The sequence below is a fragment of the Burkholderia sp. AU38729 genome (assembly GCF_020419725.1).
Taxonomy (GTDB): Bacteria; Pseudomonadota; Gammaproteobacteria; order Burkholderiales; family Burkholderiaceae; genus Burkholderia.
On sequence record NZ_JAIZQO010000004.1, the window covers coordinates 431962 to 454877 of the forward strand.

General features: G+C 67.9%; 24 protein-coding genes. 8 read left to right on the forward strand and 16 right to left on the reverse strand.

Translation table 11 applies throughout. The features are described from left to right. Positions 1–260: 260 nt before the first annotated feature. Together LGM56_RS14035 and LGM56_RS14040 are read right to left on the reverse strand one after the other, a co-directional pair. Entirely contained in the window at positions 261–1382 is a 1122-nt protein-coding gene (locus LGM56_RS14035) for a Fic family protein (RefSeq protein WP_226205216.1), read from the reverse strand. A gap of 94 nt (positions 1383–1476) precedes the next feature. Beyond that, positions 1477–2394 carry a LysR family transcriptional regulator gene (locus LGM56_RS14040; RefSeq protein ID WP_089429978.1) on the reverse strand — a complete coding sequence of 306 codons (918 nt, stop codon included), beginning with the start codon at positions 2392–2394 and terminating at the stop codon, positions 1477–1479. A 128-nt stretch (positions 2395–2522) separates the two neighbouring features. Here LGM56_RS14040 and LGM56_RS14045 point away from each other — a divergent pair, with 128 nt between their 5' ends. Both LGM56_RS14045 and wrbA read left to right on the forward strand, forming a co-directional pair. Next, positions 2523–3248: a pirin family protein gene (locus LGM56_RS14045; protein ID WP_089498966.1), complete on the forward strand. Its 726-nt coding sequence runs from the start codon at positions 2523–2525 to the stop codon at positions 3246–3248. Between the two features lie 61 nt (positions 3249–3309). Further along, a complete protein-coding gene (gene wrbA / locus LGM56_RS14050; RefSeq protein WP_039355294.1) occupies positions 3310–3912 on the forward strand; it encodes an NAD(P)H:quinone oxidoreductase in 603 nt (200 codons plus the stop codon). 91 nt (positions 3913–4003) lie between these two features. On the opposite strand, the gene LGM56_RS14055 is transcribed toward wrbA, so the two are convergent. From LGM56_RS14055 to LGM56_RS14085, 7 genes are all read right to left on the reverse strand, one after another. Further along, on the reverse strand, positions 4004–4309 hold the full coding sequence (locus tag LGM56_RS14055) for a hypothetical protein (RefSeq protein WP_069249854.1): 306 nt from the start codon (positions 4307–4309) through the stop codon (positions 4004–4006). 225 nt (positions 4310–4534) lie between these two features. Next, entirely contained in the window at positions 4535–5269 is a 735-nt protein-coding gene (locus LGM56_RS14060; protein WP_226205218.1) for an LrgB family protein, read from the reverse strand. Continuing rightward, on the reverse strand, positions 5266–5637 hold the full coding sequence (locus LGM56_RS14065; protein WP_089429982.1) for a CidA/LrgA family protein: 372 nt from the start codon (positions 5635–5637) through the stop codon (positions 5266–5268). The genes LGM56_RS14060 and LGM56_RS14065 overlap by 4 nt, the downstream gene beginning before the upstream one ends. A gap of 187 nt (positions 5638–5824) precedes the next feature. Further along, positions 5825–7777: a sensor histidine kinase gene (locus LGM56_RS14070; RefSeq protein ID WP_226205220.1), complete on the reverse strand. Its 1953-nt coding sequence runs from the start codon at positions 7775–7777 to the stop codon at positions 5825–5827. Positions 7778–7912: 135 nt separating this feature from the next. After that, entirely contained in the window at positions 7913–8566 is a 654-nt protein-coding gene (locus tag LGM56_RS14075; RefSeq protein WP_226205221.1) for a FlhC family transcriptional regulator, read from the reverse strand. Continuing rightward, positions 8563–8886 (reverse strand): flagellar transcriptional regulator FlhD, encoded by a 324-nt coding sequence (locus LGM56_RS14080; protein ID WP_039355302.1) that lies wholly within the window; start codon positions 8884–8886, stop codon positions 8563–8565. The genes LGM56_RS14075 and LGM56_RS14080 overlap by 4 nt, the downstream gene beginning before the upstream one ends. 3 nt (positions 8887–8889) lie before the next feature. Further along, positions 8890–9135 carry a hypothetical protein gene (locus LGM56_RS14085; protein ID WP_226205222.1) on the reverse strand — a complete coding sequence of 82 codons (246 nt, stop codon included), beginning with the start codon at positions 9133–9135 and terminating at the stop codon, positions 8890–8892. 69 nt (positions 9136–9204) lie between these two features. Between LGM56_RS14085 and LGM56_RS14090 the strand changes: the two genes are divergently transcribed. Both LGM56_RS14090 and LGM56_RS14095 read left to right on the forward strand, forming a co-directional pair. Further along, positions 9205–9933, forward strand: a complete 729-nt coding sequence (locus LGM56_RS14090; protein WP_226205223.1) for a response regulator — start codon at positions 9205–9207, stop codon at positions 9931–9933. Positions 9934–10023: 90 nt separating this feature from the next. After that, the gene (locus LGM56_RS14095) at positions 10024–11736 is read left to right on the forward strand and encodes an ATP-binding protein (RefSeq protein WP_226205224.1); all 1713 of its coding nucleotides are present in this window, start codon (positions 10024–10026) and stop codon (positions 11734–11736) included. Positions 11737–11837: 101 nt separating this feature from the next. Here LGM56_RS14095 and LGM56_RS14100 read toward each other — a convergent pair whose 3' ends face one another. The 3 genes from LGM56_RS14100 to LGM56_RS14110 form a co-directional block, all read right to left on the reverse strand. Continuing rightward, a complete protein-coding gene (locus LGM56_RS14100) occupies positions 11838–12872 on the reverse strand; it encodes an alpha/beta hydrolase (RefSeq protein WP_226205225.1) in 1035 nt (344 codons plus the stop codon). A gap of 57 nt (positions 12873–12929) precedes the next feature. After that, complete coding sequence (locus tag LGM56_RS14105; RefSeq protein ID WP_046547194.1) at positions 12930–13355, reverse strand: organic hydroperoxide resistance protein; 426 nt, start codon at positions 13353–13355, stop codon at positions 12930–12932. A gap of 230 nt (positions 13356–13585) precedes the next feature. After that, on the reverse strand, positions 13586–14152 hold the full coding sequence (locus tag LGM56_RS14110) for a TetR/AcrR family transcriptional regulator (protein WP_089448963.1): 567 nt from the start codon (positions 14150–14152) through the stop codon (positions 13586–13588). Positions 14153–14441: 289 nt separating this feature from the next. On the opposite strand from LGM56_RS14110, the gene LGM56_RS14115 reads away from it, so the two are divergent. The 3 genes from LGM56_RS14115 (at position 14442) to LGM56_RS14125 (ending at position 18550) form a co-directional block, all read left to right on the forward strand. Further along, positions 14442–16295 carry an ABC transporter ATP-binding protein gene (locus LGM56_RS14115; protein ID WP_226205226.1) on the forward strand — a complete coding sequence of 618 codons (1854 nt, stop codon included), beginning with the start codon at positions 14442–14444 and terminating at the stop codon, positions 16293–16295. Between the two features lie 317 nt (positions 16296–16612). Further along, positions 16613–17785 (forward strand): porin, encoded by a 1173-nt coding sequence (locus LGM56_RS14120; RefSeq protein WP_226205227.1) that lies wholly within the window; start codon positions 16613–16615, stop codon positions 17783–17785. Between the two features lie 120 nt (positions 17786–17905). Continuing rightward, positions 17906–18550, forward strand: a complete 645-nt coding sequence (locus LGM56_RS14125) for a glutathione S-transferase family protein (protein WP_226205228.1) — start codon at positions 17906–17908, stop codon at positions 18548–18550. 39 nt (positions 18551–18589) lie between these two features. On the opposite strand, the gene LGM56_RS14130 is transcribed toward LGM56_RS14125, so the two are convergent. From LGM56_RS14130 to LGM56_RS14145, 4 genes are all read right to left on the reverse strand, one after another. Further along, complete coding sequence (locus LGM56_RS14130) at positions 18590–19102, reverse strand: hypothetical protein (protein ID WP_226205229.1); 513 nt, start codon at positions 19100–19102, stop codon at positions 18590–18592. 214 nt (positions 19103–19316) lie between these two features. Next, positions 19317–19772, reverse strand: a complete 456-nt coding sequence (locus LGM56_RS14135; protein WP_226205230.1) for a sodium:proline symporter — start codon at positions 19770–19772, stop codon at positions 19317–19319. Positions 19773–19890: 118 nt separating this feature from the next. Beyond that, on the reverse strand, positions 19891–20559 hold the full coding sequence (locus tag LGM56_RS14140; protein ID WP_089444584.1) for a nitroreductase: 669 nt from the start codon (positions 20557–20559) through the stop codon (positions 19891–19893). A gap of 185 nt (positions 20560–20744) precedes the next feature. Then, positions 20745–21731, reverse strand: coding sequence for a LysR substrate-binding domain-containing protein (locus LGM56_RS14145; RefSeq protein ID WP_226205231.1), 987 nt, complete (start codon positions 21729–21731; stop codon positions 20745–20747). Positions 21732–21788: 57 nt separating this feature from the next. On the opposite strand from LGM56_RS14145, the gene LGM56_RS14150 reads away from it, so the two are divergent. Next, positions 21789–22688, forward strand: a complete 900-nt coding sequence (locus LGM56_RS14150; RefSeq protein WP_226205232.1) for a DMT family transporter — start codon at positions 21789–21791, stop codon at positions 22686–22688. Positions 22689–22916: the final 228 nt, after the last annotated feature.

Below are 22916 nucleotides of genomic sequence, written 5' to 3' on the forward strand. Positions count from 1 at the left end.
TTGAAAGCGGGTTCGTACGGAAGGGGCGTACGCGGGGGCGGCGGATGTCGCCGGTACGACATCCGGGCTCGAATCCAGTATTCGAAGACAAAAAGGCGCGGGATAGTGCCAGACGCGGGCAATCGCTTGGGCCAGTGGCCCACTGCCCGGCGCGGCCCGGTGTAGCTCTGTGTTGCCCGGTCAACGCGGCAACGATCGAAGCGGCAACCCGACTGCGCTCCGTCGCGGCCAACGCCCACCGGTCATGACCCGGGCCGGCGTCAGCCGCTAACCGGCATCAGCTCGTAACTCGTGCTCCGGCCGCCGGACGACGAGCGGCGCAGCACGCCGTGCTCGACGAGCTCCGTGATGTCCCGCAGCGCGGTGTCTTGCGAGCACTTCGCCAGCGCCGCCCACTTGGTGGAGGTCAGCTTCCCCTCGAAGCCGTCGAGCAGGCGATTCATCACCTTCACCTGGCGTTCGTTCATCGCGAAGCCCGCACAGCGCTGCCAGAAGCGCGCCTTGACCAGCACCGCGTCGAGCGTCGTGTGCGCGTGGTCGATGGCCCTGCCGAGCGCGGTCAGGAACCACGCGAGCCATTCCGTGACGTCGAGCGAGCCGCGCTGGGTCCGCTCCAGCACGTCGTAATACGCGTTGCGCTCGCGCTGGATTTGCGCCGACAGGCTGTAGAAGCGCTGCGGGCTGCGGTCGGCGCGCGCGAGGACCAGATCCCCGAGCGCACGCGCGATCCGGCCGTTGCCGTCGTCGAACGGATGGAGCGTGACGAACCACAGGTGGGCCAGGCCGGCGCGGATCAGCATGGGCTCGACCGGCTCGGCATTGAGCCACGCGAGAAAGCGCGCGATCTCGCCGGCGAGGCGCGCGGCGGGCGGCGCCTCGAAATGCACGCGCTGCCGGCCGATCGGGCCGGACACGACCTGCATCGGCCCGGTGGCATCGGTGCGCCAGCCGCCGACCGTGATCCGCGACATCCCCGAATAGCCGGTCGGAAACAGCGCCGCATGCCACCCGAACAGACGGGCGTCGGTGACCGGCGCCGCCGCATGGGCGGTCGCGTCCAGCACCATGTCGACCACGCCCTCGACGTGACGATCGACCGGCGCCAGCGCGCCGATGTCGACCCCGAGCCGGCGCGCGATCGACGACCGCACCGATGCGACGTTCAGGCTTTCCCCCTCGATCGCGCTGGTCTTGACGACGTCCTCCGTCAACGCGGCGAGGCTGGCCTCGTCGCGCAGCGCCAGGCCGACATCCGCCAGCCGGCCGGCCAGCATGCCTTGCGCACGGCTGACGTCGGCGAGTGGCGTCGCCAGTGCAGGGAGGTCGAAGCGCCACGCGGGCCAGTCGGCCGACTCCCAGATGTAGGTGTAATCTCCGCTCATGATGCGGAGATTATCCCACCGATTCACCGCATGACTCAATATTCTCCGCAAATCATGCGGAGAATAGCACCCCCATTCCCCGCAAACCGGCCCGCTACCGCGCCCGGCCCGCCCCGCCCTTCGCGGCCGGCGCCGCGTCGCCGAGCCGTTCCGCGAGAAACCCGATGAACGTGCGCAGCGTGACGAACCCTTCACGATGCTGCGGAAACACCGCATTGAGCGTGATCGGCGACGGCGCGTACGCGTCGAGCACCGGCACGAGCGCGCCGCTGTCGAGCGCCCCGCCGACGATGAAATCCGGCAGCAGCGCGATGCCAAGCCCGGCGATCGCCGCGTCGCGCACCACCTCGCCGTTGTTCGCGACGAGCGGCCCCTGCACGTCGAACGTGCGCGCCGCGCCGTCGACGCGGAATTCCCAGCCGATGCGCCGCTCGCGCCCGTACAGTACGCACGTATGGCCGGCGAGATCGGCCGGCGTCTGCGGCGTGCCCTGCCGCTTCAGGTACGCGGGGCTCGCGCACGCGATCATCCGCCACGCGCCGAGCGGGCGCGCGATCAGCGTCGAATCCTCGAGCGAGCCGATCCGCAGCACGAGATCGAAGCCCTCGCCGATCAGGTCGACGCGCCGGTCAGTCAGGTCGAGGTTCAGCCGCACGGCCGGGTGCGCGGACAGGAATTCGGCGATCAGCGGCGACACGTGCGTGATCCCGAACGACAGCGGCGCGCTGATTTTCAGCGACCCGTGCAGCTCGGTGCTGCGCACCGACATCGCCTGCTCGGCGTCGGCGATCTCCGCGAGGATCCGCTGCGCGCGCGCATAGAACTCCTGCCCCGATTCGGTCACCGCGAGATTGCGCGTGTTCCGGTGCAACAGCCGCACGCCGAGCGACGCCTCCAGCGCCATCGTGCGCCGGCTGACGAATTGCTTGGACAGCATCAGCTGGTCGGCCGCCGCCGTGAAGCTGCCCGCATCGACCGTCGCGACGAAGATCCTGAGATCGTTCAGTTCCATATTGTCCACTCCATAGCGACAGTCATTATCTCTACAGCCATTTATTTGTCAAATCGATTGACCTAAGATTCATCTCAACGAACGGCCGGGCTCACTTCCGAGGTCCGGCGTCTTGAGGAACAAAAATCATGATCGAAACCCGTGCAGCAAACCAACGTGGCCGTGCGGAGCATGGCTGGCTCAGCTCCCGTCATACGTTTTCGTTCGCGAACTACTACGATCCGAAGCAAGTCGGCTTCTCCGACCTGCTGGTGATCAACGACGACCGTGTCGCCCCGGGCCGCGGCTTCGGCACGCACCCGCACCGCGACATGGAAATCCTGTCGTACGTGCTCGACGGCGCGCTGGAACACAAGGACTCGATGGGCACCGGTTCGGTGATCGTGCCGGGCGACGTGCAGCTGATGAGCGCCGGCACCGGCGTGCGCCACAGCGAGTTCAACCACTCGCCGGAACTGCCGGTCCACTTCCTGCAGATCTGGGTCGGGCCGGCCGAAAAGGGTGCCGAGCCGCGTTATCAGCAGACGAACGTCACGGCCGACGACAAGCGCGGCAAGCTCGCGCTCGTCGTCTCGCCGAACGGCGACGCCGGTTCGCTGAAGATCCGGCAGGACACGCGGATCTACGCGGGCCTGTTCGACGGCGATGAACGCGCGACGCTGGAACTGGCGCCGAACCGCTTTGCTTACGTGCACGTGGCACGCGGCAGCGTGACGGTCAACGGCGTGACGCTCGGCGAAGGCGACGGCGTGCGCATCCGCGACGAACAGGCGCTGACGTTCGCCGACGGGAAGGATGCCGAAGTGCTGGTGTTCGACCTGCGTCCGGTCGAAGTGACGGCCGAATGGGCATGACGCCCGTTCGGGAAACCGGGCCCCGCTGAACGCGGGGCCCTTTTAATCGGAGATTCGCAACATGGCCAAGGTACTCGTTCTTTACTACTCGTCCTACGGGCACGTCGAAACGATGGCGCAGCACATCGCGGAAGGCGCGAAATCGGTGGCCGGCGTCGAGGTCACGCTCAAGCGCGTGCCGGAAACGATTCCCGTCGACCAGGCCCGCGCGATCGGCGTGAAGGTCGACCAGGCCGCGCCGGTCGCGACGGTGGACGAACTCGCCGACTACGATGCGATCATCTTCGGCACGCCGACCCGCTTCGGCAACATGGCCGGCCAGATGCGCACGTTCCTCGACCAGACCGGCGGCCTGTGGATGAAGGGTGCGCTCGTCGGCAAGATCGGCAGCGTGTTCGCGTCGACCGGCACGCAGCACGGCGGCCAGGAAACGACGATCACGTCGTTCCACACGACGCTGCTGCACCACGGGATGGTGATCGTGGGTGTGCCGTACGCCTGCAGCGGCCTCGTCAACATGAACGAAATCACCGGCGGCACGCCGTACGGCGCGACCACGCTCGCGGGCGCGGACGGCAGCCGCCAGCCGAGCGCGAACGAGCTCGACATCGCGCGCTACCAGGGCAAGCACGTCGCGGAAATCGCGAGCAAGCTCGCGTCGTAACGCGGCGGCCCGGCGGTTCGGGCCGCCCCGCACATACGCGAACGGCGCCGGTCGATCCGGCGCCGTTCGCGCTGTGCCCGGGTTGCGGCCGTTACTGGCCCGATGCCGGGGCGGCCGGCGCCGCCTTCGTCGCGGGCGCCTTCTGCGCGGCGTTCTGCGGATAGTTGCTCTGGTCGTTGGTCAACCGGTAGCCGCTGCCCGTGCCGATCGCCTTCAGGTCCGACGCATGCCGCGCCCGGGCGGCCTTGCGGGCCGCCTTCTTCTGCGCCTTGTCGAGCTGCTTCTGCGTCGGCGCGGACGCCGGATCCTGCGCGTATGCCGCCGGCGCGGCGGTCAACAGCAGACCGAACGACGCCGTTACTGCCACTGCCACCGATACCACGCGAGACTGCTTCATGGCCGGATCTCCTTGTCGATTGTTGATAATGGGTCGAACACCGGCGCGCACGCGACCGCTTGCGACATCGGCGCCGTTGCAACGTTAGCCGATCAGTATTCCGTTGTCCGTGTGCGTTCCTGAATTCTCCTGATAACGGCCACGATACATGCGCACCGCGAGAGCCGCCGTTTCGGCGCCGCGCCGGCGCCATCAGGGAAACCGATAACCCGGCCCGGCCGGCGCTCAGATCCAGCGCGACAGCACCGGCAGCAGGATCGGCACGACGAAGGCGGTCAGCACGCCGTTCAGCCCCATCCCGAGCCCGGCGAACGCGCCGGCTTCCTCGCCGACCTGGAACGCGCGCGCGGTGCCGATCCCGTGCGACGCGACGCCGAGCGCGAAGCCGCGCACGGCCGGTTCGTCGACCCGCAGCGCATTGAGGATCCCGCGTGCGCACACCGCCCCGAAAATCCCGGTCGAGATCACGAGCACGGCGGTGAGCGACGGAATCCCGCCGATTTCGGCCGCGACGGCCATCGCGATCGGCGTCGTCGCCGATTTCGGTGCAAGCGACGCGATTGTCTGGTGCGACGCGCCGAACAGCGCCGCGATGCCCACCGCCGACACGATCGCGGTCAGCGAACCCGCGAGCAGGCCGACCAGCAGCGGCACCGCGGCGCGGCGCAGCTTCGACCACTGGCGGTACAGCGGCAGCGCGAGCGCGACGGTCGCGGGGCCGAGCAGGAAGTGGACGAACTGCGCGCCTTCGAAATACGTCGGATACGGCGTGCGGGTGATCGTCAGCAGCACGACGATCAGCGCGACCGCGATCAGCACCGGGTTCGCGAGCGGGTTGAAGCGCGCCCGCGCATAGACGGCCTGCGCGAGCAGATAGGCGAGCAGCGTGATGGTCAGGCCCAGCAGCGGGGTCGCGGCGAGATAGACCCAGATCGCGCCGAGTGTCGGGAAGGCCGTCATCGCGTGCCCTCCGCCGCGCCGCCCGCGCGCCGCTGGCGCCGCAGCAGCGCGCGCGTGACGAGCGCGGTCACGGCGATCGCGAGCGTGGTGCTCACCGCCAGCGCGACGACGACCGCGACCGCATCGCCGCGCACGCGGTCGGCCGACACCATGATGCCGACGCCGGCCGGCACGAACAGCAGCGACAGATGGCGCAGCAGCTCGAGCGCGGTCGGCTCGATCGCGTCGGCCACCTGCGGGCGCAGCATCACGAAGCCGAACAGCAGCAGCATGCCGATCACCGGGCCCGGCACCGGCAGGCCGAACAGGTAGGACACGCCTTCCCCGAGACACTGGAAGGTCAGCAAGACCGCGAACGCCTGCAGCATGAACCGCTTCTCCCGAACGGGGCCGCGCTGCCGGACGGCCGCGCGACCGATCGCCGGCGGCTTGCGGCGCCGGCGTGAACGATACGCGCGATCCTACCAACTTCACGCGCGATCGAACATCGCCGCGTGCGGCTGCGGGACGACACCACCGGCTGCTGCACGGTGTGCGGCCTCCCGCCGCCACGCATCATCCCGGCACCGGTTCGGTCGGCATCGCCCTGCCCGGCTCGTGCGCGTGGCGGGACACGCCGGCCACGGGCAGCGTGAGCGTCACGGTCGTGCCCTGCCACGGGGCGCTGCGCACGTGGATCTCGCCGCGGTGCCGGTCCACGACCGCCTTCGCGAACGCCATGCCGAGCCCGACACCCTTCGTGTCGGGCTGTCCCGGCAGACGAAAGCGCCGGTAACGCTCGAACAGGCGCGCCTGATCCTCGGCCGCGATCCCGTAGCCGTCGTCGCGAATCACGCAGCATACCGAAGCACCGTCGTCCGTCACCTCGACGCTGCACGCGATGCGCGTATGCGCCGCGCTGTAGTCGACCGCGTTCCCCAGCAGATTGACCAGCGCACGCGACAGCAGCGCCGGATCGCCGTGCACGAGCGCGTCGTCGCACCACGGGACGTCGTCGATCGCGATGTGCTTGTCCCGCGCACGCGGCCAGATTTCGTCGCGAGCCTGATTCATCAGGTCGGCCACGTTGACGAGTTCCGACGCGTACTCGCCCGCCTCCGCCCGCGACACCTGCGCGAAACCGTCCGCCATCGCCAGCGTATGACGCGCCAGCCCGCCGATCTCGTGAAGACGCTCGCGCAGCGCGCAGTCGGGCGGGCAGGCGGCAGGCGCGTTCACGAGCACGATGACCGAGGTGAGCGGCGCACGCATGTCGTGCGAGAACAGCGTCAGCATGTCGTTGCGCTGCCGCTCGAGCAGCGTGCGATGAACGTAGGCGCCGCGCAGCGCGTCCAGTGCATCGTTCACGTGCGCGATCTCGGGGCTCGTCCCCGGAATCCGGACGATCGGCGATACGTCGCCCTCGCTCAACGCGACGATGCGCCGGCTCAGCGCATCGAGCGGTTTCGACAGCGTCCGGTGCGTGCCGCGCACGAGCAGGAACAGGATCGCGATGCAACACGCCGCCTCGGCGCCGGACAGCGTCATCCGGACGCGCGCCGCATCGCGCAGCGCCACCGCGCGCGCCCGCGTGAGGTCGAGCACGTGGTCGCGCAAGTGCGCCGATGCGTCGAGGTCGCGCATGATCCGCGACGCGAAATCCTCCGCGTTCATCACATAGGTGCCCGTGCGCCCTGCGCGAAGCGTCGCGGCCACGAGCGGCAGGAAGCTGCCGTCCATCGTGTCGTTCAACCGGGCCAGGTCATTCGACAGCATCGCGTCGTCGAGCAGCGGCGCGATCGCGCCGGCGATCAGTGCGCGGAGCTGCACGATGCGCCCGCGCATCTGGAGGATGCGCGCCAGCCGATCATTGTCGAGCGCCTCGTTCCTCACCAGCGGCGCGACGAACAGCGCGCCGAGCCGGCCGGTGTATTCACGCAGGTCGCCCAGCAGGCGCGCGAGGACCAGCGCGCCGGCCGTGTCCGGATGACGCATCGCCGTGCCCGCCATCACGCCGCTGGTCAGCGCCGCCAGATCGTCGGCGGCCGCGAACATGCGGTCCTGCGCAGCCTGCACCTGCCACGTCGCACGCGCCGCCGCGGGCCGCGCGGCGAGCGCATCGACTTCGCCGCGCGCGCCGGCCAGCCCGGCGCGTATCGACTCGAGCGTGTGCAGCGCGGCCCCGCGCTCGGATGCACCGAGCGCCGCCGCCCGCGTGAGGTCGTCTCGCAGCGCATCGAGCGCCTGATCCGTGTGCGCGCGCGCATCGCGCACGGCCTGCGCTTGCGCGGCCGAATCGCGCCGCCGCAGCGCCAGCAGCCGGTTGGCCGGCCAGCGTTCGGCCGAGATCCGGTTCGACGCGATCATCACGCACTCGATCAACGCGAAATCGCGCAGGTCGAGCATTCCCCGCCGATACTGCCGATAGCTTTCCCACAGATTCGTGCCGCACGCGACTGCCGTCAGCATCACGACGAGCACGAAGCCGGCACGCATCCGCTGCCGGATGGAGAGACCGCGGAGGTTCACGATGCCGGCTCGATGCGCACAGGATGCGCGCAGCCTTCGCCATCGGGCGAACGCGCCGCCCCGGCCGACGCGAGGCGCCGACCAGCGTGATTCGCCGCGGACCGCGCGGGTCGTGCCGCGGCCGCCCTCGCCCCGCTAGATCGCACACCATTCTCCCGATGATTCGTCCGCGGCGCTCCCGCTGTCGCGACGGGACGCGACGGCGACCTGTGCGTCGTGCCGTCGCGCATGACGCGTGCCGGGCGCCACGCGCGGCGACGTCCCGACCGCGCGCTTGCCGGCACGCGCCGGCAGCCGGCAGGCGACGCACACGGGATGCCTGCGCAGCGCGTGGCGGTAGGTGATGAACGCCGCGCCGCAATCCCGGCATCGGGCGATGTCGAGCACGCCGACATCGACGAAGCGCACCAGCATCCAGGCGCGTGTCAGGTCCAGCGGCAACGCGCAAGACGCGGCATCGCCCTGTTCGGCATACAGCGTATAGGCCTTGACGAGCGCCTCGAGTCGCGTGCAGCCCGCCTGGTTGCGCAGGAAGCGATAGATGCTGTGGAACAGCGATGCATGAAGGTTCGCGAACCACGTCATGTACCAGTCGATCGACGACGGCAGCAACCCCTTCGGCGCGGCCACGCCGCGCACTTCGCGATACAGCCGCACGAGACGGTCGCGCGGCAATCCGCACTCCACTTCCAGCATCTGCAGCCGCGCGCCGAGCCGGATCAGCGCCGCCGCGTGAATCGTCAGTTGCGCGTCGTCCGCGAGGCCATGTCGCCCTGCCCGGCCGTTCATGATGTTTCCTCGTCGGGTAGCGCAAGGCCGGCCAGCACCATCGCGGTGTGCACGCGCACGAGATCGACCGGCGGTGTCGCGCGGGTCAGTGCCGACAGCACACCGTACCGGCCCGGCCGCAATGCGCAGATCAACTGCCCCGCGGACGCGAGCTCGTTCATGTGCTTCATCGACAGCGCGGCCAGCGCGGCGGCGACATCGGCGGTCACACCCAGGCGGAACATGCCGGTTGCGCGATCCGACTGCAGCAGTCGCTGCGCAAGCCAGAGATACGACATGTTCAGTTCCCACATTGCATCGCTGTCGTTGGCAACCTTCATCGTTCACCTCGATTCATGCGCGATCAGGATCAATGATTCATCGTCAAAATGCGTGCCGATCATCCGGTTATTACGAACCGTTAATTTTTTCGTTCGGCATGAATAACCGAAATTCACGGTTGCCGAACGACGCACATCGTGTGCGTGCAGCGCGCCGTCATTCAATCCCGTAGAGGGCCGCTTGCTTCGTCGCTCGCATCGCCGCGATGCCGGCGACGCATCGAATGGCGTGCCTGCATTCACCTGCATTGCGAACTGTCGTGATTGAGTCTCGACGATATTCCGCTGAATGTAAATGCGACGTTAGACGCAAGACAGATGCAGGACAAAAGCGACTTTAGTATTAAGACTTTCGTCTTGTACAATCCGGTTCGTTCGTGTCGGCCCGACTCCGGATTCACTTATTCAAGCGTCCTCATGAAAATTCTGATCGTCGACGATCACGCGATCCTGCGGGATGGCGTGGAGATGCTGCTGCGCCAGAGTGACGACGACACGGTCGTCGTCCAGGCGAGCAGCGCCGATGATGCGGTGCGGCTGCTCGACGATCACACCGACCTCGACGCCATCGTGCTCGACCTGAAGCTGCAGGGCATGGACGGCCTCGACGCGCTCGCCGTCTTCGCGACGATGCGCCCGGGGCTCCCGGTCATCGTGCTGTCGTCGTCCGAGGATCCCGGCGCCGTGCGCAGCGCGTTCGCGCAGGGCGCAATGGGTTACGTGCCGAAGTCCGCCAGCCCGCGCACGCTGCTGTCCGCGATCCGGATCGCCCTCAACGGCGAACGCTACGTACCGCCGCTCGTGCTCGACGACCCCGCGCTGCAGCATCAGGACGGCGCCGCTGCAGCACGCGGTTCGATGCTGACGCAACGACAGGTCGAAGTGCTGCGCTATCTCGCGGAAGGCGTGCCGAACAAGGTCATCGCCGACAAGCTGGGCCTGTCCGAAAAAACCATCAAGGCGCACATCACCGCGATCTTCAAAGCGCTGAACGTCATCAATCGCACCCAGGCAGCGGCAGCCGGCAGGAAGGCCGGCCTCATCTGATCCGACGCCGGCTTGCGTCGCGACATTGCCATGCCGGCGCGGAACGCCTAAATTTTCCTCATTGTCTCCGCCCGTTCGAGGAGCGTGCGCATGACGCCTGTCGACGAGCCGTCCGACGCGCCGGCCGACCATGAAGTCCCGTTCGACCTCGCCGCCGACGTGATCGCGCGCTGGCAGCGCCTCGTCGACCTGATGGCGGAAATCGTCGGCGTGCCGGCCGGGCTGATCATGCGCAACGTCGGCCGCGACATCCAGGTGCTGGTGGCGAGCCGCAACACCGGCAATCCGTTCTATCCCGGCGAATCGGCCGAACTGCACGGCTCAGGGCTTTACTGCGAAGCGGTCATCGCGAGCGGCGCTACGCTGGTCGTGCCGGATGCGCGGCAATCCGCGCAGTGGCGCAACAATCCGGACCTGCGCGTCAACATGGTCTCGTATCTCGGCCTGCCGATCCGCTGGCCCGACAATACGCCGTTCGGCACGATCTGCCTGCTCGACTGCAAGGAGAATGCGTATTCGGAGCGCTACATCCGGCTCGTCGAGGAATTCCGCGACCAGATCGAGATGCAGTTGCAACTGATCCGCGCACAGCGGATCGCCGAACGCGAACGCCAGCGCGCCGCGCAGCTGGCCGAGAATTTCCGCCGGCAAAAGGATCTCGCGACGGAGGCCGTGCACGTCAAGTCGAGCTTTCTCGCGGCCGCGAGCCACGACCTGCGCCAGCCCGTCCACGCGTTGAGCCTGTTCGTCGGCGCGTTGCGGCACGTGCCGATGCCGGCCGACGGCACGCTGCTCGTCGATCGCATCGACCAATCCGTCAACGCGATGGACGCGCTGTTCACCGCGATCCTCGACATCTCGCGGCTCGATGCGGGCGTCGTGCCCGTCCATCGCCGGCCGTTCGCGATCAGCGCGGTGCTGGAGCGCGTGTGCCGCGAAGTCGCCGCCGACGCGCACGGGAAAGGCTTGTCGCTGTCGTACGTGCGCAGCACCGCAGTGGTCGATTCCGATCCGGTGCTGATCGAGCGCATCGCGCGCAACCTGCTGTCGAATGCGGTGCGCTATACCGACACCGGACGCATCGTCGTCGGCTGCCGGCGCACACGCCAGCACGTTCGCCTGCAATTCATCGACACCGGGCGCGGCATTCCGGCTGACCAGCAGGCGCGCGTATTCGACGACTACTACCAGTTGCGCCGTCGCGGCGACGAGCCCGAACGGGGCGTCGGCCTCGGGCTGGCGATCGTGCGGCGCCTCGCGGGGCTGCTCGACTGTCCGCTGACGCTGCGCTCCGAACCCGGGCGAGGCTCATGCTTCGAACTGCAGCTGGTGCGGCTGGACACGGCCGTGCTGCCGGGCGCCGCCGACGAGATCGCCGTCGACGAGGCGACGGCCGCCGCGCACCTCGTGGTCGTGATCGACGACGAAAGCGCGATCCGCGCCGGCATGTCGATGCTGCTCGAGCGCTGGGGCTACCAGGTCGTCACGGCCGCGTCGGTCGATGACGCGATCGCGTGCCTGGCATCGTGCGAGGTCCGGCCGACCCTGCTGATCTGCGACCTGCATCTGCACGGCGACCAGAACGGCATCGCTGCGATCGCGCGCATTCGCGACGAGTACAACACGGCAATTCCGGCGATGCTGATCACGGGCGACACGACCGCGCGGCGGCCCGGCCGGCTGAAGCACGGCGGGTTCGTGCTGCTGCACAAGCCGGTGCCGAGCGACAAGCTGCGCGCGGCGATGGCACGCCTGCTGCATGCGCAGGCCCCCGGGCAGCAGCGCCGGGCCGACGCGGGATAGTCGGCGGCGCACCGGCGGCATGCAAAAACGGCGGGCATCTGCCCGCCGCCGAGTCGTCTCACGCGCACCGCGTCAAGCGCGGCGCGCGTGCGGGCCCCCGCTTACTTCAACCGCGTCGCGATCTCGTTCGCCATCGCCTTCGTCGCGGCTTTCGTCGGCGCATCCGAGGCCAGTGCGTTCAGCAGGCCGAAATCGTGGATGGTGCCGTCGTAGCGCGTGGTCGTCGCATCGACACCCGCCGCATCGAGCTTGCGGCCGTACGCTTCGCCTTCGTCACGCAGCACGTCGAACTGCGCGACCTGGATCAGTGCGGGCGGCAGGCCCTTCAACTGCGCGGTGCTCGCGCGCAGCGGCGACGCGTAGATCTCGTTGCGTTGCGCTTCGTTCTTCGTATAGGCGTCCCAGAACCACTTCATCATCGGCCGCGTCAGGAAGTGCCCTTGCTGATACGCGTTGTACGAGCCCGTGTTGAAGTTGTGGTCCGTCACCGGCCACATCAGCCCCTGGAAGCGGATCGTGGGGCCGCCCTTGTCCTTCGCCATCAGCGTCACCACGGCCGCCATGTTCCCGCCGACGCTGTTGCCGACCACCGCGAGACGGCTGCCGTCGACGCCGATCTCCGCGCCGTGCGCGGCCACCCACTTCGTCGCCGCATACGCCTGGTTGATCGCCACCGGGTAATGCGCTTCCGGCGACGGCGTGTAGTTCACGAACACCGCGACGGCGCCCGATTGCACGACGAGGTCGCGCACGAGGCGTTCGTGTGTCGGGAAATCGCCGAGCACCCAGCCGCCGCCGTGAATGAACACGAACACCGGCAGCGTGCCCGTCGCGCCTTGCGGGCGGACGATCGTGACCGGCACGGACAAGCCGTCCTGCTCGATCGTGCGGTTCGACACGTCGATGCCCGACAGGTCGACCTTCGTGCCGTTCTGCGCATCGACCAGCACCTGGCGCGCCTTCGCGGGGCTCAGCGTTTCGAGGCCCGGGCCCTTCTGGCCGTTCAGCACGGCGAGGAATGCGCTCGTCGTCGCGTCGGGACCGACGGCGTCGGCACCGGCGGCGAACGCGGCAGGTGCGGTGGACAATGCGGCTGCCACGGCGGCGGCGATCAGCAGCGGCTTGACGATCTTCATGGTGCAACTCCTTGGTCGAATCTTTGAATGGCGATGGATGGTTTGCAGTGCGACTGATCAGACGAGCGTGAGCGTGACGTCGATGTTGCCGCGCGTCGCGTTCGAGTACGGGCAGACGACGTGCGCGCGGTCGATCAGCGTTTGCGCGACATCGCGATCGAGACCCGGCAGCGAGATCTTCAGTTCGACTTCGATGCCGAAGCCGTTCGGGATCGCGCCGATGCCGACGCTGCCTTCGATCGCGGCGTCCGCGGGGATCGCGATCTTGTCGCGCGCGGCGACGAACTTCATCGCGCCGATGAAGCACGCGCTGTAGCCGGCGGCGAACAGTTGCTCGGGGTTCGCGCCCGCACCGCCCGCGCCGCCGAGCTCGCGCGGCGTGGTCAGCTTCAGGTCGAGGCCGCTTTCGGGCACCGTCGCACGGCCGTCACGGCCGCCGGTGGCTTTTGCATGGGCGCGGTACAGCACTTTTTCGATCGACATGACAGACTCCTTTTTCAGCAAATGAATGAAACAGCCCTCGAACCGGGGACCACGTGCCGGCGGCTTCTTCGCCGGCTTCGCATTTGTTTATCTACTCATAGATAGACAAACATCCCCAAAAATGCAGAGGATTGGTTCCTCTGCGCCAGCCACCTATCTATCTACTACATGATAGATAACAAGATTTAATAAAAAGGCGGCGAACCGCCTCACTGCTCGTGCGCCGCCCGTCAGGACCGCGCTTTCCAGACGGCCTCGACATCCTCGAGACGCGCCCGCGTATGAAACAGCCGGCTGGCCAGCACGCTGCCCTGGAACGCCGCGTACAACGTGCGCGCCGCCGTGTCCGGCTCGCCGCTGAACTGCAGCGTGCCTTCCTTCGCGCCTTGCGCCAGCAATTCCGCGAGCCAGCGCTCGTTGGCCGTGAAGAACGCCTGCACCGCCTGCCGCACGTTCTCCGGCAGCGTTTCGATGTCGGACGCGAGCATCCCGCACAGGCAGATCAGGTTGCCGTCGCCCAGCGTGCGGCCGAACATCTTCGTGTACAGGCTCAGCTTCACGTCGGCCGGCAGCGCCGGATCGATCGCCCGCACGGCCGCGAGGACTTCGTCGCTGTAAGCCGCCACCGCTTCCAGCACCAGATCGTCCTTCGACGGGAAGTAGTAGTGGATGCTCGACGTCTTCACGCCCACCAGGTCGGACAGGTCCCGATAGCTGAAGCCGTTGTAACCGCGCTGCATCATCAGCGTGATTGCATGATCGAGAATCTGTTCGCGGACGGTCGGTTTCGTTTCCATGGATCGAACTTTATCTACTCATAGATAGACAGTCAAGGACTTTTTTAAGGGCGCGATGACCATGCCTGCGAGCCCGCCGCGCAAGGACGACGCCGTTCGCCTGGCCGGGCGGCTTACAACCGGCCTGCAGCACGATCGAATCGATGCGACACTTCACGCCGGGCCACGCGAATCGCGGCGCAACGTCCATCGGCCGGGCGGACGTGCCGGCACACGATGACCGCGTCGCATCCGGCCCCGGCATCATCGGCCCGCCCGCTGCGTCGGGCCGCACAAGGAGAACAAGTCGATGTTTTCGTGGTTTGAACGGCGCCTGCCGACTTTCCCGCTCGAAGATCCCGTCACGCCGCCGCGGGGTTTCTTCTCGTTCGTCTGGGCGTGCACGAAAGGCGCGCGCAGCTGGATCCTGCTGATCGCGCTGACGTCGGCCGCATTGGCCGCGTACGAAGCCGCGCTGTTCGCGATGATGGGCCGCGTGGTCGACTGGCTCGCGTCCTCGACGCCGGCCGATTTCGGCGGCCGGCACTTCGGCACGCTCGCCGGGTTCGCGGCGATCCTCGCCGGCAGTGCGCTGCTGATCGCGCTGCATACGATGGTCAAGCATCAGGTGCTCGCGATCAACTTCCCGATGCGGCTGCGCTGGCTGTTTCACCGGCTGATGCTCGACCAGAGCCTGTCGTTCTACGCGAACGAGTTCGCCGGCCGCGTGACGACCAAGATCATGCAGACCGCGCTCGCGGTGCGCGATGCGCTGTTCATGTCGGTCGACGTCGTGATCGGCGTCGCCGCGTACCTGATCGGCATCCTCGCGCTCGCGGCCAGCTTCGACTGGCGGCTGATGATCCCGCTCGCGCTGTGGGCGCTCGGCTACGGCCTGGCGTGCGCGTATTTCGTGCCGCGCCTCGGTGCCGTCGGCAGCCGCCAGGCCGATGCGCGCGCGCTGATGACGGGCCGCATCACCGACGCGTATTCGAACATCACGACCGTCAAGCTGTTCTCGCACACGCGGCGCGAAGCCGACCACGCGCGCCGCGCGATGGAAGCGTTCAAGGCGACCGGCGACGCGCAGATGCGGCTCGTCAGCGCGTTCGAGGTCGTCAACCATCTGCTGTCGACGCTGCTGCTGGTTGGCTCGACCGGCCTCGCGCTATATCTGTGGATGCATGGCGAGGCGAGCGCGGGCGTCGTCGCGGCGGTGATCGCGATGGCGCTGCGCCTGTCGAGCTATTCGCACTGGATCATGTGGGAAATGACCGAGCTGTTCGAGAACGTCGGCACGATCCAGGACGGCATCAACACGCTGACGAAGGTGCACAGCGTGGTCGACGCGCCCGACGCGAAGCCGCTCACGGTGCAGCGCGGCGAGATCGTGTTCGACAACGTGCAGTTCGCGCACGAGGACAACGATCGCGCGGTGTTCGACGGGCTGAACCTGACGATCCGGCCCGGCGAGCGGATCGGCCTGATCGGCCGCTCGGGCGCCGGCAAGTCGACGCTCGTGAACCTGCTGCTGCGCTTCTACGATGTGGGCGGCGGCGCGATCCGGATCGACGGGCAGGACATCGCGCACGTCACGCAGGACAGCCTGCGCGGCGCGATCGGGATGGTCACGCAGGATACGTCGCTGCTGCACCGGACGATGCGCGAGAACCTGCTGTACGGTCGCCCCGACGCGACCGAGCGCGAGATGCACGACGCAGCCGTGCGCGCCGAAGCGTCCGAGTTCATCGACCGGCTGCGCGACCGTCACGGGCGCAGCGGCTACGACGTCGAGGTCGGCGAGCGCGGCGTGAAGCTGTCGGGCGGCCAGCGGCAGCGCGTCGCGATCGCGCGCGTGATGCTCAAGGATGCGCCGATCCTCGTGCTCGACGAGGCGACCAGCGCGCTCGATTCCGAAGTCGAAGTCGCGATCCAGCGCAGCCTCGACGACCTGATGAGCGGCAAGACGGTGATCGCGATCGCGCACCGGCTGTCGACCATCGCGGCGATGGACCGGCTGATCGTGCTCGACGAAGGGCGCATCGTCGAGGAAGGGACGCACCAGCAGTTGCTGCAGGCGGGTGGTATTTACGCGGCGCTGTGGGCGCACCAGAGTGGCGGGTTCCTCGGGGAAACGGCGGATGCGGAAAGCGTGGAGCAATAAGCCATGACGGCGCAGCGATCGGCGGCGGTTTCGGCCGCGATCGCTTTCCGTGGCAGCCCGAAGCGGATGACACGTTGAATGCCGCACTGCCGCGGCGGTTCGCATCGGGCGACGCTCGCCACTGATCTGCGCACGGGATCGTGCGGCACGCCCGTCGCGATGCGCCGGTGACCCGCCCGCGCCGCCCATTCGTTGCGCACGCATCCACCTCCGCGCCGCCTCATAACGATCCGACAATTTATTGGTTCCCTCGACGATGCGCCGTCCGTATCGTTCACCGACTCGTCAGACCAATCGATCCACGGGGGAATCCAACAATGAAACAGATCCGTTCATTCGCACTGCTCGCACTGCCGGCCGCGCTCTTCGCCGCCGGCGCGCACGCGCAAAGCAGCGTCACGCTGTACGGTATCGCCGACGCGGGCATTGCCTACGTGCACAACGCGCAGAACGCGAACGGCAGCAACGCGTCGAGCCTCGTCAAGTTCAGCAGCGGCAACCTGTCGGGCAGCCGCTGGGGGCTGCGCGGCACCGAGGATCTCGGCGGGGGCCTGGCCGCGCTGTTCCAGCTCGAGAACGGCTTCAACATCGGCACGGGCGCACTCGGCCAGGGCTCGCGCGAATTCGGCCGCAAGGCTGTCGTCGGCCTCGCGAGCAGCACGTACGGCACCGTGACGCTCGGCCGCCAGTACGATCCGGTCGTCGATCTCGTGCAGGGCCTCACGCAGGACAACTACTTCGGCGGCGTGTTCGCGACGCCGGGCGACCTCGACAACTACGACAACAGCCTGCGCGTCAGCAACTCGGTGAAGTACACGAGCCCGCTGATCTCGGGCTTCCAGTTCGAAGGCCTGTACGGCTTCGGCGGCGTCGCGGGCGCCACTGGCAGCGGCCGCACGTACAGCTTCGGCGCAAGCTACGCGAACGGCCCGCTGTCGCTTGGCGCCGGCTTCTTCTACGCGAACGGCGGCTCCACCGTCGCGAACGGCGTGCGCACGTGGTCGAGCAGCTCGGATACGCTGTTCAACACCGTGATCAACCAGGGCTTCTCGAGCGCGAAGTCGATCCAGATCGTGCGCGTGGCCGGCCAGTACGTGGCCGGGCCCGCCACCTTCGGCCTCGCGTATTCGAACACGCAGTACGGCGCGGACACGCTCTCGGCGTTCAGCCAGAACGCGAAATTCAACAACGGCTCGGCGTTCTTCAACTGGCAGTTCTCGCCGGCACTGCGCGCGGGCGTCGGCTACAACTACACGTCGCTGACGGGGCCGAGTTCCGCGCACTACAACCAGGTCAACCTCGGTGCCGACTACGCGCTGTCGAAACGCACCGACCTGTATGCGCTGTTCGGCTACCAGAAGGCGAGCGGCAACACGCTCAACGCGAACGGCGCGGTCGTGAAGGCCGCCGCGTCGGTCGGCTCGTACGGCGTGAACTCCGGCACCGATACGCAGGAACTCGCGATCGTCGGGATTCGCCACAAGTTCTGATCGCGTCGCCGCACGGCAACGACGACGACCTCGACGGCAGCCGGCAGGCGCGCACCTCGGTGCGCGCCTGCGGCGTTTACACTGTCGCGATCCCGTTCCGCACGACACAAGGAGGCCGGCATGCTGACCGTATGGGGGCGCCGCAATGCATTCAACGTCCAGAAGGTGATGTGGCTCGTCGACGAGCTCGCGCTCGAGCATCGGCACGTGCCGGCCGGCGGGCAGTTCGGCGTGCTCGACACGCCCGATTTTTTGGCGATGAATCCGCACGGGCGCATCCCCGTGATCGACGACGGCGGCACGGTCGTCTGGGAATCGCACAGCATCCTGCGCTATCTTGCCGCGCGTTACGGACGCCCCGGCTTCTGGCACGACGACCCCGCCGAACAGTCGCGCGCGGACCGCTGGATGGACTGGTCGCAAACCACGTTGCAGCCGACGTTCCTGAACGGCGTGTTCCGGGGCTACTTCCGGACCCCGCCCGAGCAGCGCGACACGGTGCGCGTCGAGCAAAGCATCGCGCAGTGCGCGCGGCACTTCCAGGCGCTCGATGCGGCGCTGGCCGGTCAGCCATTTCTCGCGGGCGACGCGCTCACGCTTGCCGACATCGCGGCCGGCACGCATCTGTATCGCTACTTCGAACTCGACATCGCGCGGCCGGACCTCCCGCATGTGCAAGCGTGGTACGAGCGGCTGAAAGCGCGGCCCGCGTATCGCACGCACGTGATGATTCCGTTCGACGATTTGCGCGGGCGGCTCGATTAGCAGGTGTACGGCGGCAGCGCGTCCGGCCGCAAACACCGCCTAATGTCGCCGCATTCCACCGAATCCGCTCGCGCCGCCGAACGGATGCATGCCGCCGAATCCGTGGCCGGCGGTGCCGGCCGGGAACGCGCCGTGGTGAAAGCCGGCGCCGATCGGCACGCCGACGCGGCGATGGTCCCCACCGTTGAAGTGGACGACGCGATCGAAGTGGTGGAAATGATGGAAGTGGTGGAAGCGATCGACGAACACGAAGCCCACACCTGCGCCGATAAAAAGCGGCGGCCCCCAGTACCCCAGGTCGGCATACGGATAGTCCGCCGCCGGATACCATAAAACACTACCATCGGCGCTCTGCACGAACTGCCATGTGCCATCGTCCTGCAGGCACGCACGCCCGACGATTTGCTGCTCCGTGCCGTCGATGTTCACTTGCGCGACGACCGCCCGGCAGTTCGTCGTCTCGTCCGCCAGATCGTCGTACGTTTGCGCAAAGACCGCCGCGGAACAGCCGAGACAGACGAACCCTATCCCGGATCGAAACCAGTTGCCCATGATCGGCTCCTGCCTGATTGTCCCCGACCACTCGACCGCGGGCGCGGCTGACGGCGCCCGGCAGATCGGATTGCTCGCGCACGATTCATCGCGCGGCGCTCACGTGCCGCCGCTTCGTGCAGGGTCTCCTGACGGCTAAACGATGCAGCGCGCCGGCTTATTCCAGGGGTCTGGTGCGAATGATCGACGCAGGCACCGTCGATTGGCGCCCGGCCTAGCGCCTGGCGAAGCGGTAGGCAGCCGCTGCCGTGATCCCGAATACCAGATGGGCCACGAGCGTGATCGCGCCACGAACCGGGATGAACCACGGGAAGATCGCGGTGAACGCGTACAGGTTGACGCCGTACAGGATGAGGCCGAACGCGCCGCCTGCGAGGAGCGAGGCCGCGAGCGACAGGTTGCGAATCGCGTTCGCCAGCACGGCCGCATAGACCAGCGACAGCACCAGATGCACGAGGGTCGCCACCGCCATGACCCACGGATCGAAGCCGGCGGACGCGCCGAGCACGCCGTGCCCCATCACGATGGCCGCCGTGAGGCGTGTGTCGCGTAACAGGTTGCCGATCGCGTCGTCGCCGACGATCGGCCAGAGCAGCAGCTCGACGACGGTCGAACCGGCCGCCGCACCGAACGCTGCCCAGAGAACCGGGACGGCACTGGCTCGTTTCAATTGACGCTCCCGTCGCAACCGGCCCATGCATCGAAGCGGCTTGCAGCCCACCCGCTCCGGCGCCGGTCGCGCAGCGCGTGCCCGTGAACCGGAACCCGAACCGGGCAGCCACGCAAGATTACGACGCCCCTTCGCAATCCGACCAGTAAGCGAAAGGATCGCGATGTTTCGGATAGTTCTCGTCCAGCCATTTCAGCAACGTCGCCCGCGCGTTGTCCATGTCGGCTTTCAGCGACGAGGTCGTCAGTTCGTGCACTTCGATGGACTTTTCGCGATCGATCACGAAGCAGTTCCAGTCGGGGCCGTCGAGATCCGGATCGTCGGACGCCTTCGACGACTTGCCCCAGCCGAACCCCTTGCGCGCGTCGATGTAGTACCGCGGATGCACTTTCAGATACGACATCTCGCCGCCCTGCAGGCTGCTCTCCGCGCGCAGCACGTCGTGTCCGTCGACGATCTGCGTGACTTCCGGCAGCCGGCGCGCTCGCCATCCGACGGGCAGCGTCGCGATGGCCTTGACGCTGTCGTACATCCCCCACTCCAGCCCCCACGCTTCGGCCATGCGCTTCATGAATGCGTTCGCATTCGGATAGCCGCGCAACTGGATCCGGGTCGACAGCGTGACCTCGATACCGCCGCGCCCGCCCGTGCCGGCGGATGCGTCGTCGGCGCTCGCTTCGAACGGATTGCCCGGACGCGACGCGCGCGTCGCGTCCGCGGGCGCCATGCCCGAAAACAGCTGGTCGAGTGCGGCACGCGCTTTCGACGACTTGTCCGGCTTGTTCATTGTTGACCTCGCTTGCATCCGCACGGATGCATCCCTTTTCGAATCTCGTTCATCTCTCCACCTCATCGTTTTTCGCGGTCGCATTGTCGTCGATCCGGCGGCCCGAGCCTAGTGCCGCGTATCGCACAACGCTTTTTCGCTCCCACCCGCTACCGGGGCGGGCCGACACGATACACCGGCCAGGGCTAGCCGCCTGTCCCCACCGCCGCCCGCATCCGCTCCATCAACGCCAGCACCTCAGGCCGATTCTCCCCCTTCGCATGCACGAAGTAATACCTGAGCACCGAATCGACTTCGTGCGGGCTCACGCGCACGAGTTCGCTGCGCTTGAAATAGGCGTCGGCGAGCGGTACCCGCGCCAGCGCCACGCCGAGCCCGGCCTCGGCGGCGGCCAGCACGAGGTTGTAATCCTCGAAACGGCGATCCTGCGCGCGCGGCTTGAACGGCACGCCCAATGCATCGAACCACGTGCGCCAGCCGGTCACATCGGAATCGTGCAGCAACGGCATGTCGAGCAGCGCGGCATCGCCGCGCCGGCGGCGCGCCTTCGCCAGTTGCGCGGCAAGCCGCGGATGCGCGACCGGATAGAGCCGTTCCGGCATGAACGCACGGGTGTCGAGCTGACGCCAGTTGCCGCGCCCGTACCGGATCGACAGATCCGCTTCGCCGCCGGCGATATCCACGTTGCGCAGATCGATGCCCAGTTCGATCCGTAACGCGGGCGCCTCGCTCTCGAGCGCATGCTGGCGCTCGAGCAGCCAGAGCTGCGCGAAGGCCGGCACCACGCTCATCCTGACCAGTCGCGGCGTACGTGGCGAGCGCCACTGATCGGCCGCACTGTCGATGATCGCGAACGCCTGCTCGATCCGGCCGACGAAGCGCTGGCCGTCCGGCGTCAGGCGCACGCCGCGCGCATGGCGTTCGAACAACCGCAGGCCGAGCCAGTTTTCGACAGCGGCCACCCGCCGGCTGATCGCGCCGTGCGTCACGCCGGAGACATCGGCCGCGGCGAGGAACGAACCCTCGCGCGCGACCGTGCACACCGTCTCGAGACTCGCGAGCGGCGGCCGCGCACCCGGCGCCGGCGCTGCGGCGGGCGACGCCGCCGGCGCGCGCTTCGCGCGGGTCGAAGCACCGGCCGGCCGCCGGATCGAGCTGTGAATCGTCGTCATATCTGCGTGCTGATCTGTGCGCTAGCTTAGCATCTTGCCACACCGCATCATGGACGCATGAACACGCTCTCCACCCCGTCGTCGCGCGCTGCGCGGCAGCCGCTGATCGCGGCCGGCGCGGTCGCCTTCACGATCGTCTCGTGGGCGTCCGCTTTCCCGTTCATCCGGATCGGCCTGCATGGCCTGACACCGCTGCAGCTCGCGGCGGCGCGCTTCGCCACGGCGGCCGTGCTGATCGTCGCGTGGCTCGCCGTGCGGCGGCCGCGCGTGCCGACCCGCGGCGACGCGCTGCGCTTCCTGTTATGCGGCTTTCTCGGCATCGCGCTCTACAACGCGCTGCTCAATACCGGCGAGCAGACCGTCTCGGCCGGCGCGGCGAGCTTCATCGTGAACACGCTGCCGATCTTCACGGCGCTGCTGGCCGCCGTGTTTCTGGGCGAGCGCTTCAATCGCTGGGGCTGGCTCGGCTCGCTGGTCAGCCTCGCCGGGATCGCGGTGATCGCGCGCGGGCAGCCGGGCGGCCTGGTCCTCGGAGCCGGCAGCACGCTGATCCTCGGCGCGGCCCTGTGTTCGGCCAGCTATTTCGTGCTGCAGCGGCGGCTGATTCCGGTGTACGGCGCGCTGGCCTGCACCGCGTATACGCTGCTGGCCGGCGCGCTGCTGCTCACGCCGTGGCTGCCGGGCGCGCTCGTGGCGCTGGGCAGCGGGTCGCGCGACACCGCGCTGGCCGTGCTGATGCTCGGCATCTTCCCCGCCGCGCTGGGTTACGCGACCTGGACCTTCGCACTCGGCTACTTCGGCGCGGCGCGCGCCGCCAACTTCCTCTACCTGACGCCGGCGGTCGCGACAGTTCTGTCGATGGCGCTGACGGGCGAGCGACCCGGCATCGAGACGGTGTGCGGCGGCTTGCTGGCGATTGCCGGCGTGATTTTCGTGGCGTTGCGCGGACGGTCCTAGGATCGGTGCCGAATCGGGCCGGCACGATCGGCCCGACGTTCCCAAGCGAGCCGGCCGGGGCGAACCCCGGTGTTTGCAAAGCGGAATGCGTGCCGCGGGCTGTCGATTCGCATCCGTTCGCCGACGTCGCCGAACTTGACCGTTAGTTGCGTTACAACGAGGACATCAATCCCGATGAGACAGGGCCCCGCAACCGGATGCGCAATCGAGATCGTCCAAACTGTGCAG

Coding starts and splice junctions, on each gene's coding strand:
- LGM56_RS14035 (WP_226205216.1), bottom strand. CDS start 1,382: ATGAGCGGAGATTACACCTACATCTGGGAGTCGGCCGACTGGCCCGCG.
- LGM56_RS14040 (WP_089429978.1), bottom strand. CDS start 2,394: ATGGAACTGAACGATCTCAGGATCTTCGTCGCGACGGTCGATGCGGGC.
- LGM56_RS14045 (WP_089498966.1), top strand. CDS start 2,523: ATGATCGAAACCCGTGCAGCAAACCAACGTGGCCGTGCGGAGCATGGC.
- wrbA (WP_039355294.1), top strand. CDS start 3,310: ATGGCCAAGGTACTCGTTCTTTACTACTCGTCCTACGGGCACGTCGAA.
- LGM56_RS14055 (WP_069249854.1), bottom strand. CDS start 4,309: ATGAAGCAGTCTCGCGTGGTATCGGTGGCAGTGGCAGTAACGGCGTCG.
- LGM56_RS14060 (WP_226205218.1), bottom strand. CDS start 5,269: ATGACGGCCTTCCCGACACTCGGCGCGATCTGGGTCTATCTCGCCGCG.
- LGM56_RS14065 (WP_089429982.1), bottom strand. CDS start 5,637: ATGCTGCAGGCGTTCGCGGTCTTGCTGACCTTCCAGTGTCTCGGGGAA.
- LGM56_RS14075 (WP_226205221.1), bottom strand. CDS start 8,566: ATGAACGGCCGGGCAGGGCGACATGGCCTCGCGGACGACGCGCAACTG.
- LGM56_RS14080 (WP_039355302.1), bottom strand. CDS start 8,886: ATGAAGGTTGCCAACGACAGCGATGCAATGTGGGAACTGAACATGTCG.
- LGM56_RS14085 (WP_226205222.1), bottom strand. CDS start 9,135: ATGCAGGTGAATGCAGGCACGCCATTCGATGCGTCGCCGGCATCGCGG.
- LGM56_RS14090 (WP_226205223.1), top strand. CDS start 9,205: ATGCAGGACAAAAGCGACTTTAGTATTAAGACTTTCGTCTTGTACAAT.
- LGM56_RS14095 (WP_226205224.1), top strand. CDS start 10,024: ATGACGCCTGTCGACGAGCCGTCCGACGCGCCGGCCGACCATGAAGTC.
- LGM56_RS14100 (WP_226205225.1), bottom strand. CDS start 12,872: ATGAAGATCGTCAAGCCGCTGCTGATCGCCGCCGCCGTGGCAGCCGCA.
- LGM56_RS14105 (WP_046547194.1), bottom strand. CDS start 13,355: ATGTCGATCGAAAAAGTGCTGTACCGCGCCCATGCAAAAGCCACCGGC.
- LGM56_RS14110 (WP_089448963.1), bottom strand. CDS start 14,152: ATGGAAACGAAACCGACCGTCCGCGAACAGATTCTCGATCATGCAATC.
- LGM56_RS14115 (WP_226205226.1), top strand. CDS start 14,442: ATGTTTTCGTGGTTTGAACGGCGCCTGCCGACTTTCCCGCTCGAAGAT.
- LGM56_RS14120 (WP_226205227.1), top strand. CDS start 16,613: ATGAAACAGATCCGTTCATTCGCACTGCTCGCACTGCCGGCCGCGCTC.
- LGM56_RS14125 (WP_226205228.1), top strand. CDS start 17,906: ATGCTGACCGTATGGGGGCGCCGCAATGCATTCAACGTCCAGAAGGTG.
- LGM56_RS14130 (WP_226205229.1), bottom strand. CDS start 19,102: ATGGGCAACTGGTTTCGATCCGGGATAGGGTTCGTCTGTCTCGGCTGT.
- LGM56_RS14140 (WP_089444584.1), bottom strand. CDS start 20,559: ATGAACAAGCCGGACAAGTCGTCGAAAGCGCGTGCCGCACTCGACCAG.
- LGM56_RS14145 (WP_226205231.1), bottom strand. CDS start 21,731: ATGACGACGATTCACAGCTCGATCCGGCGGCCGGCCGGTGCTTCGACC.
- LGM56_RS14150 (WP_226205232.1), top strand. CDS start 21,789: ATGAACACGCTCTCCACCCCGTCGTCGCGCGCTGCGCGGCAGCCGCTG.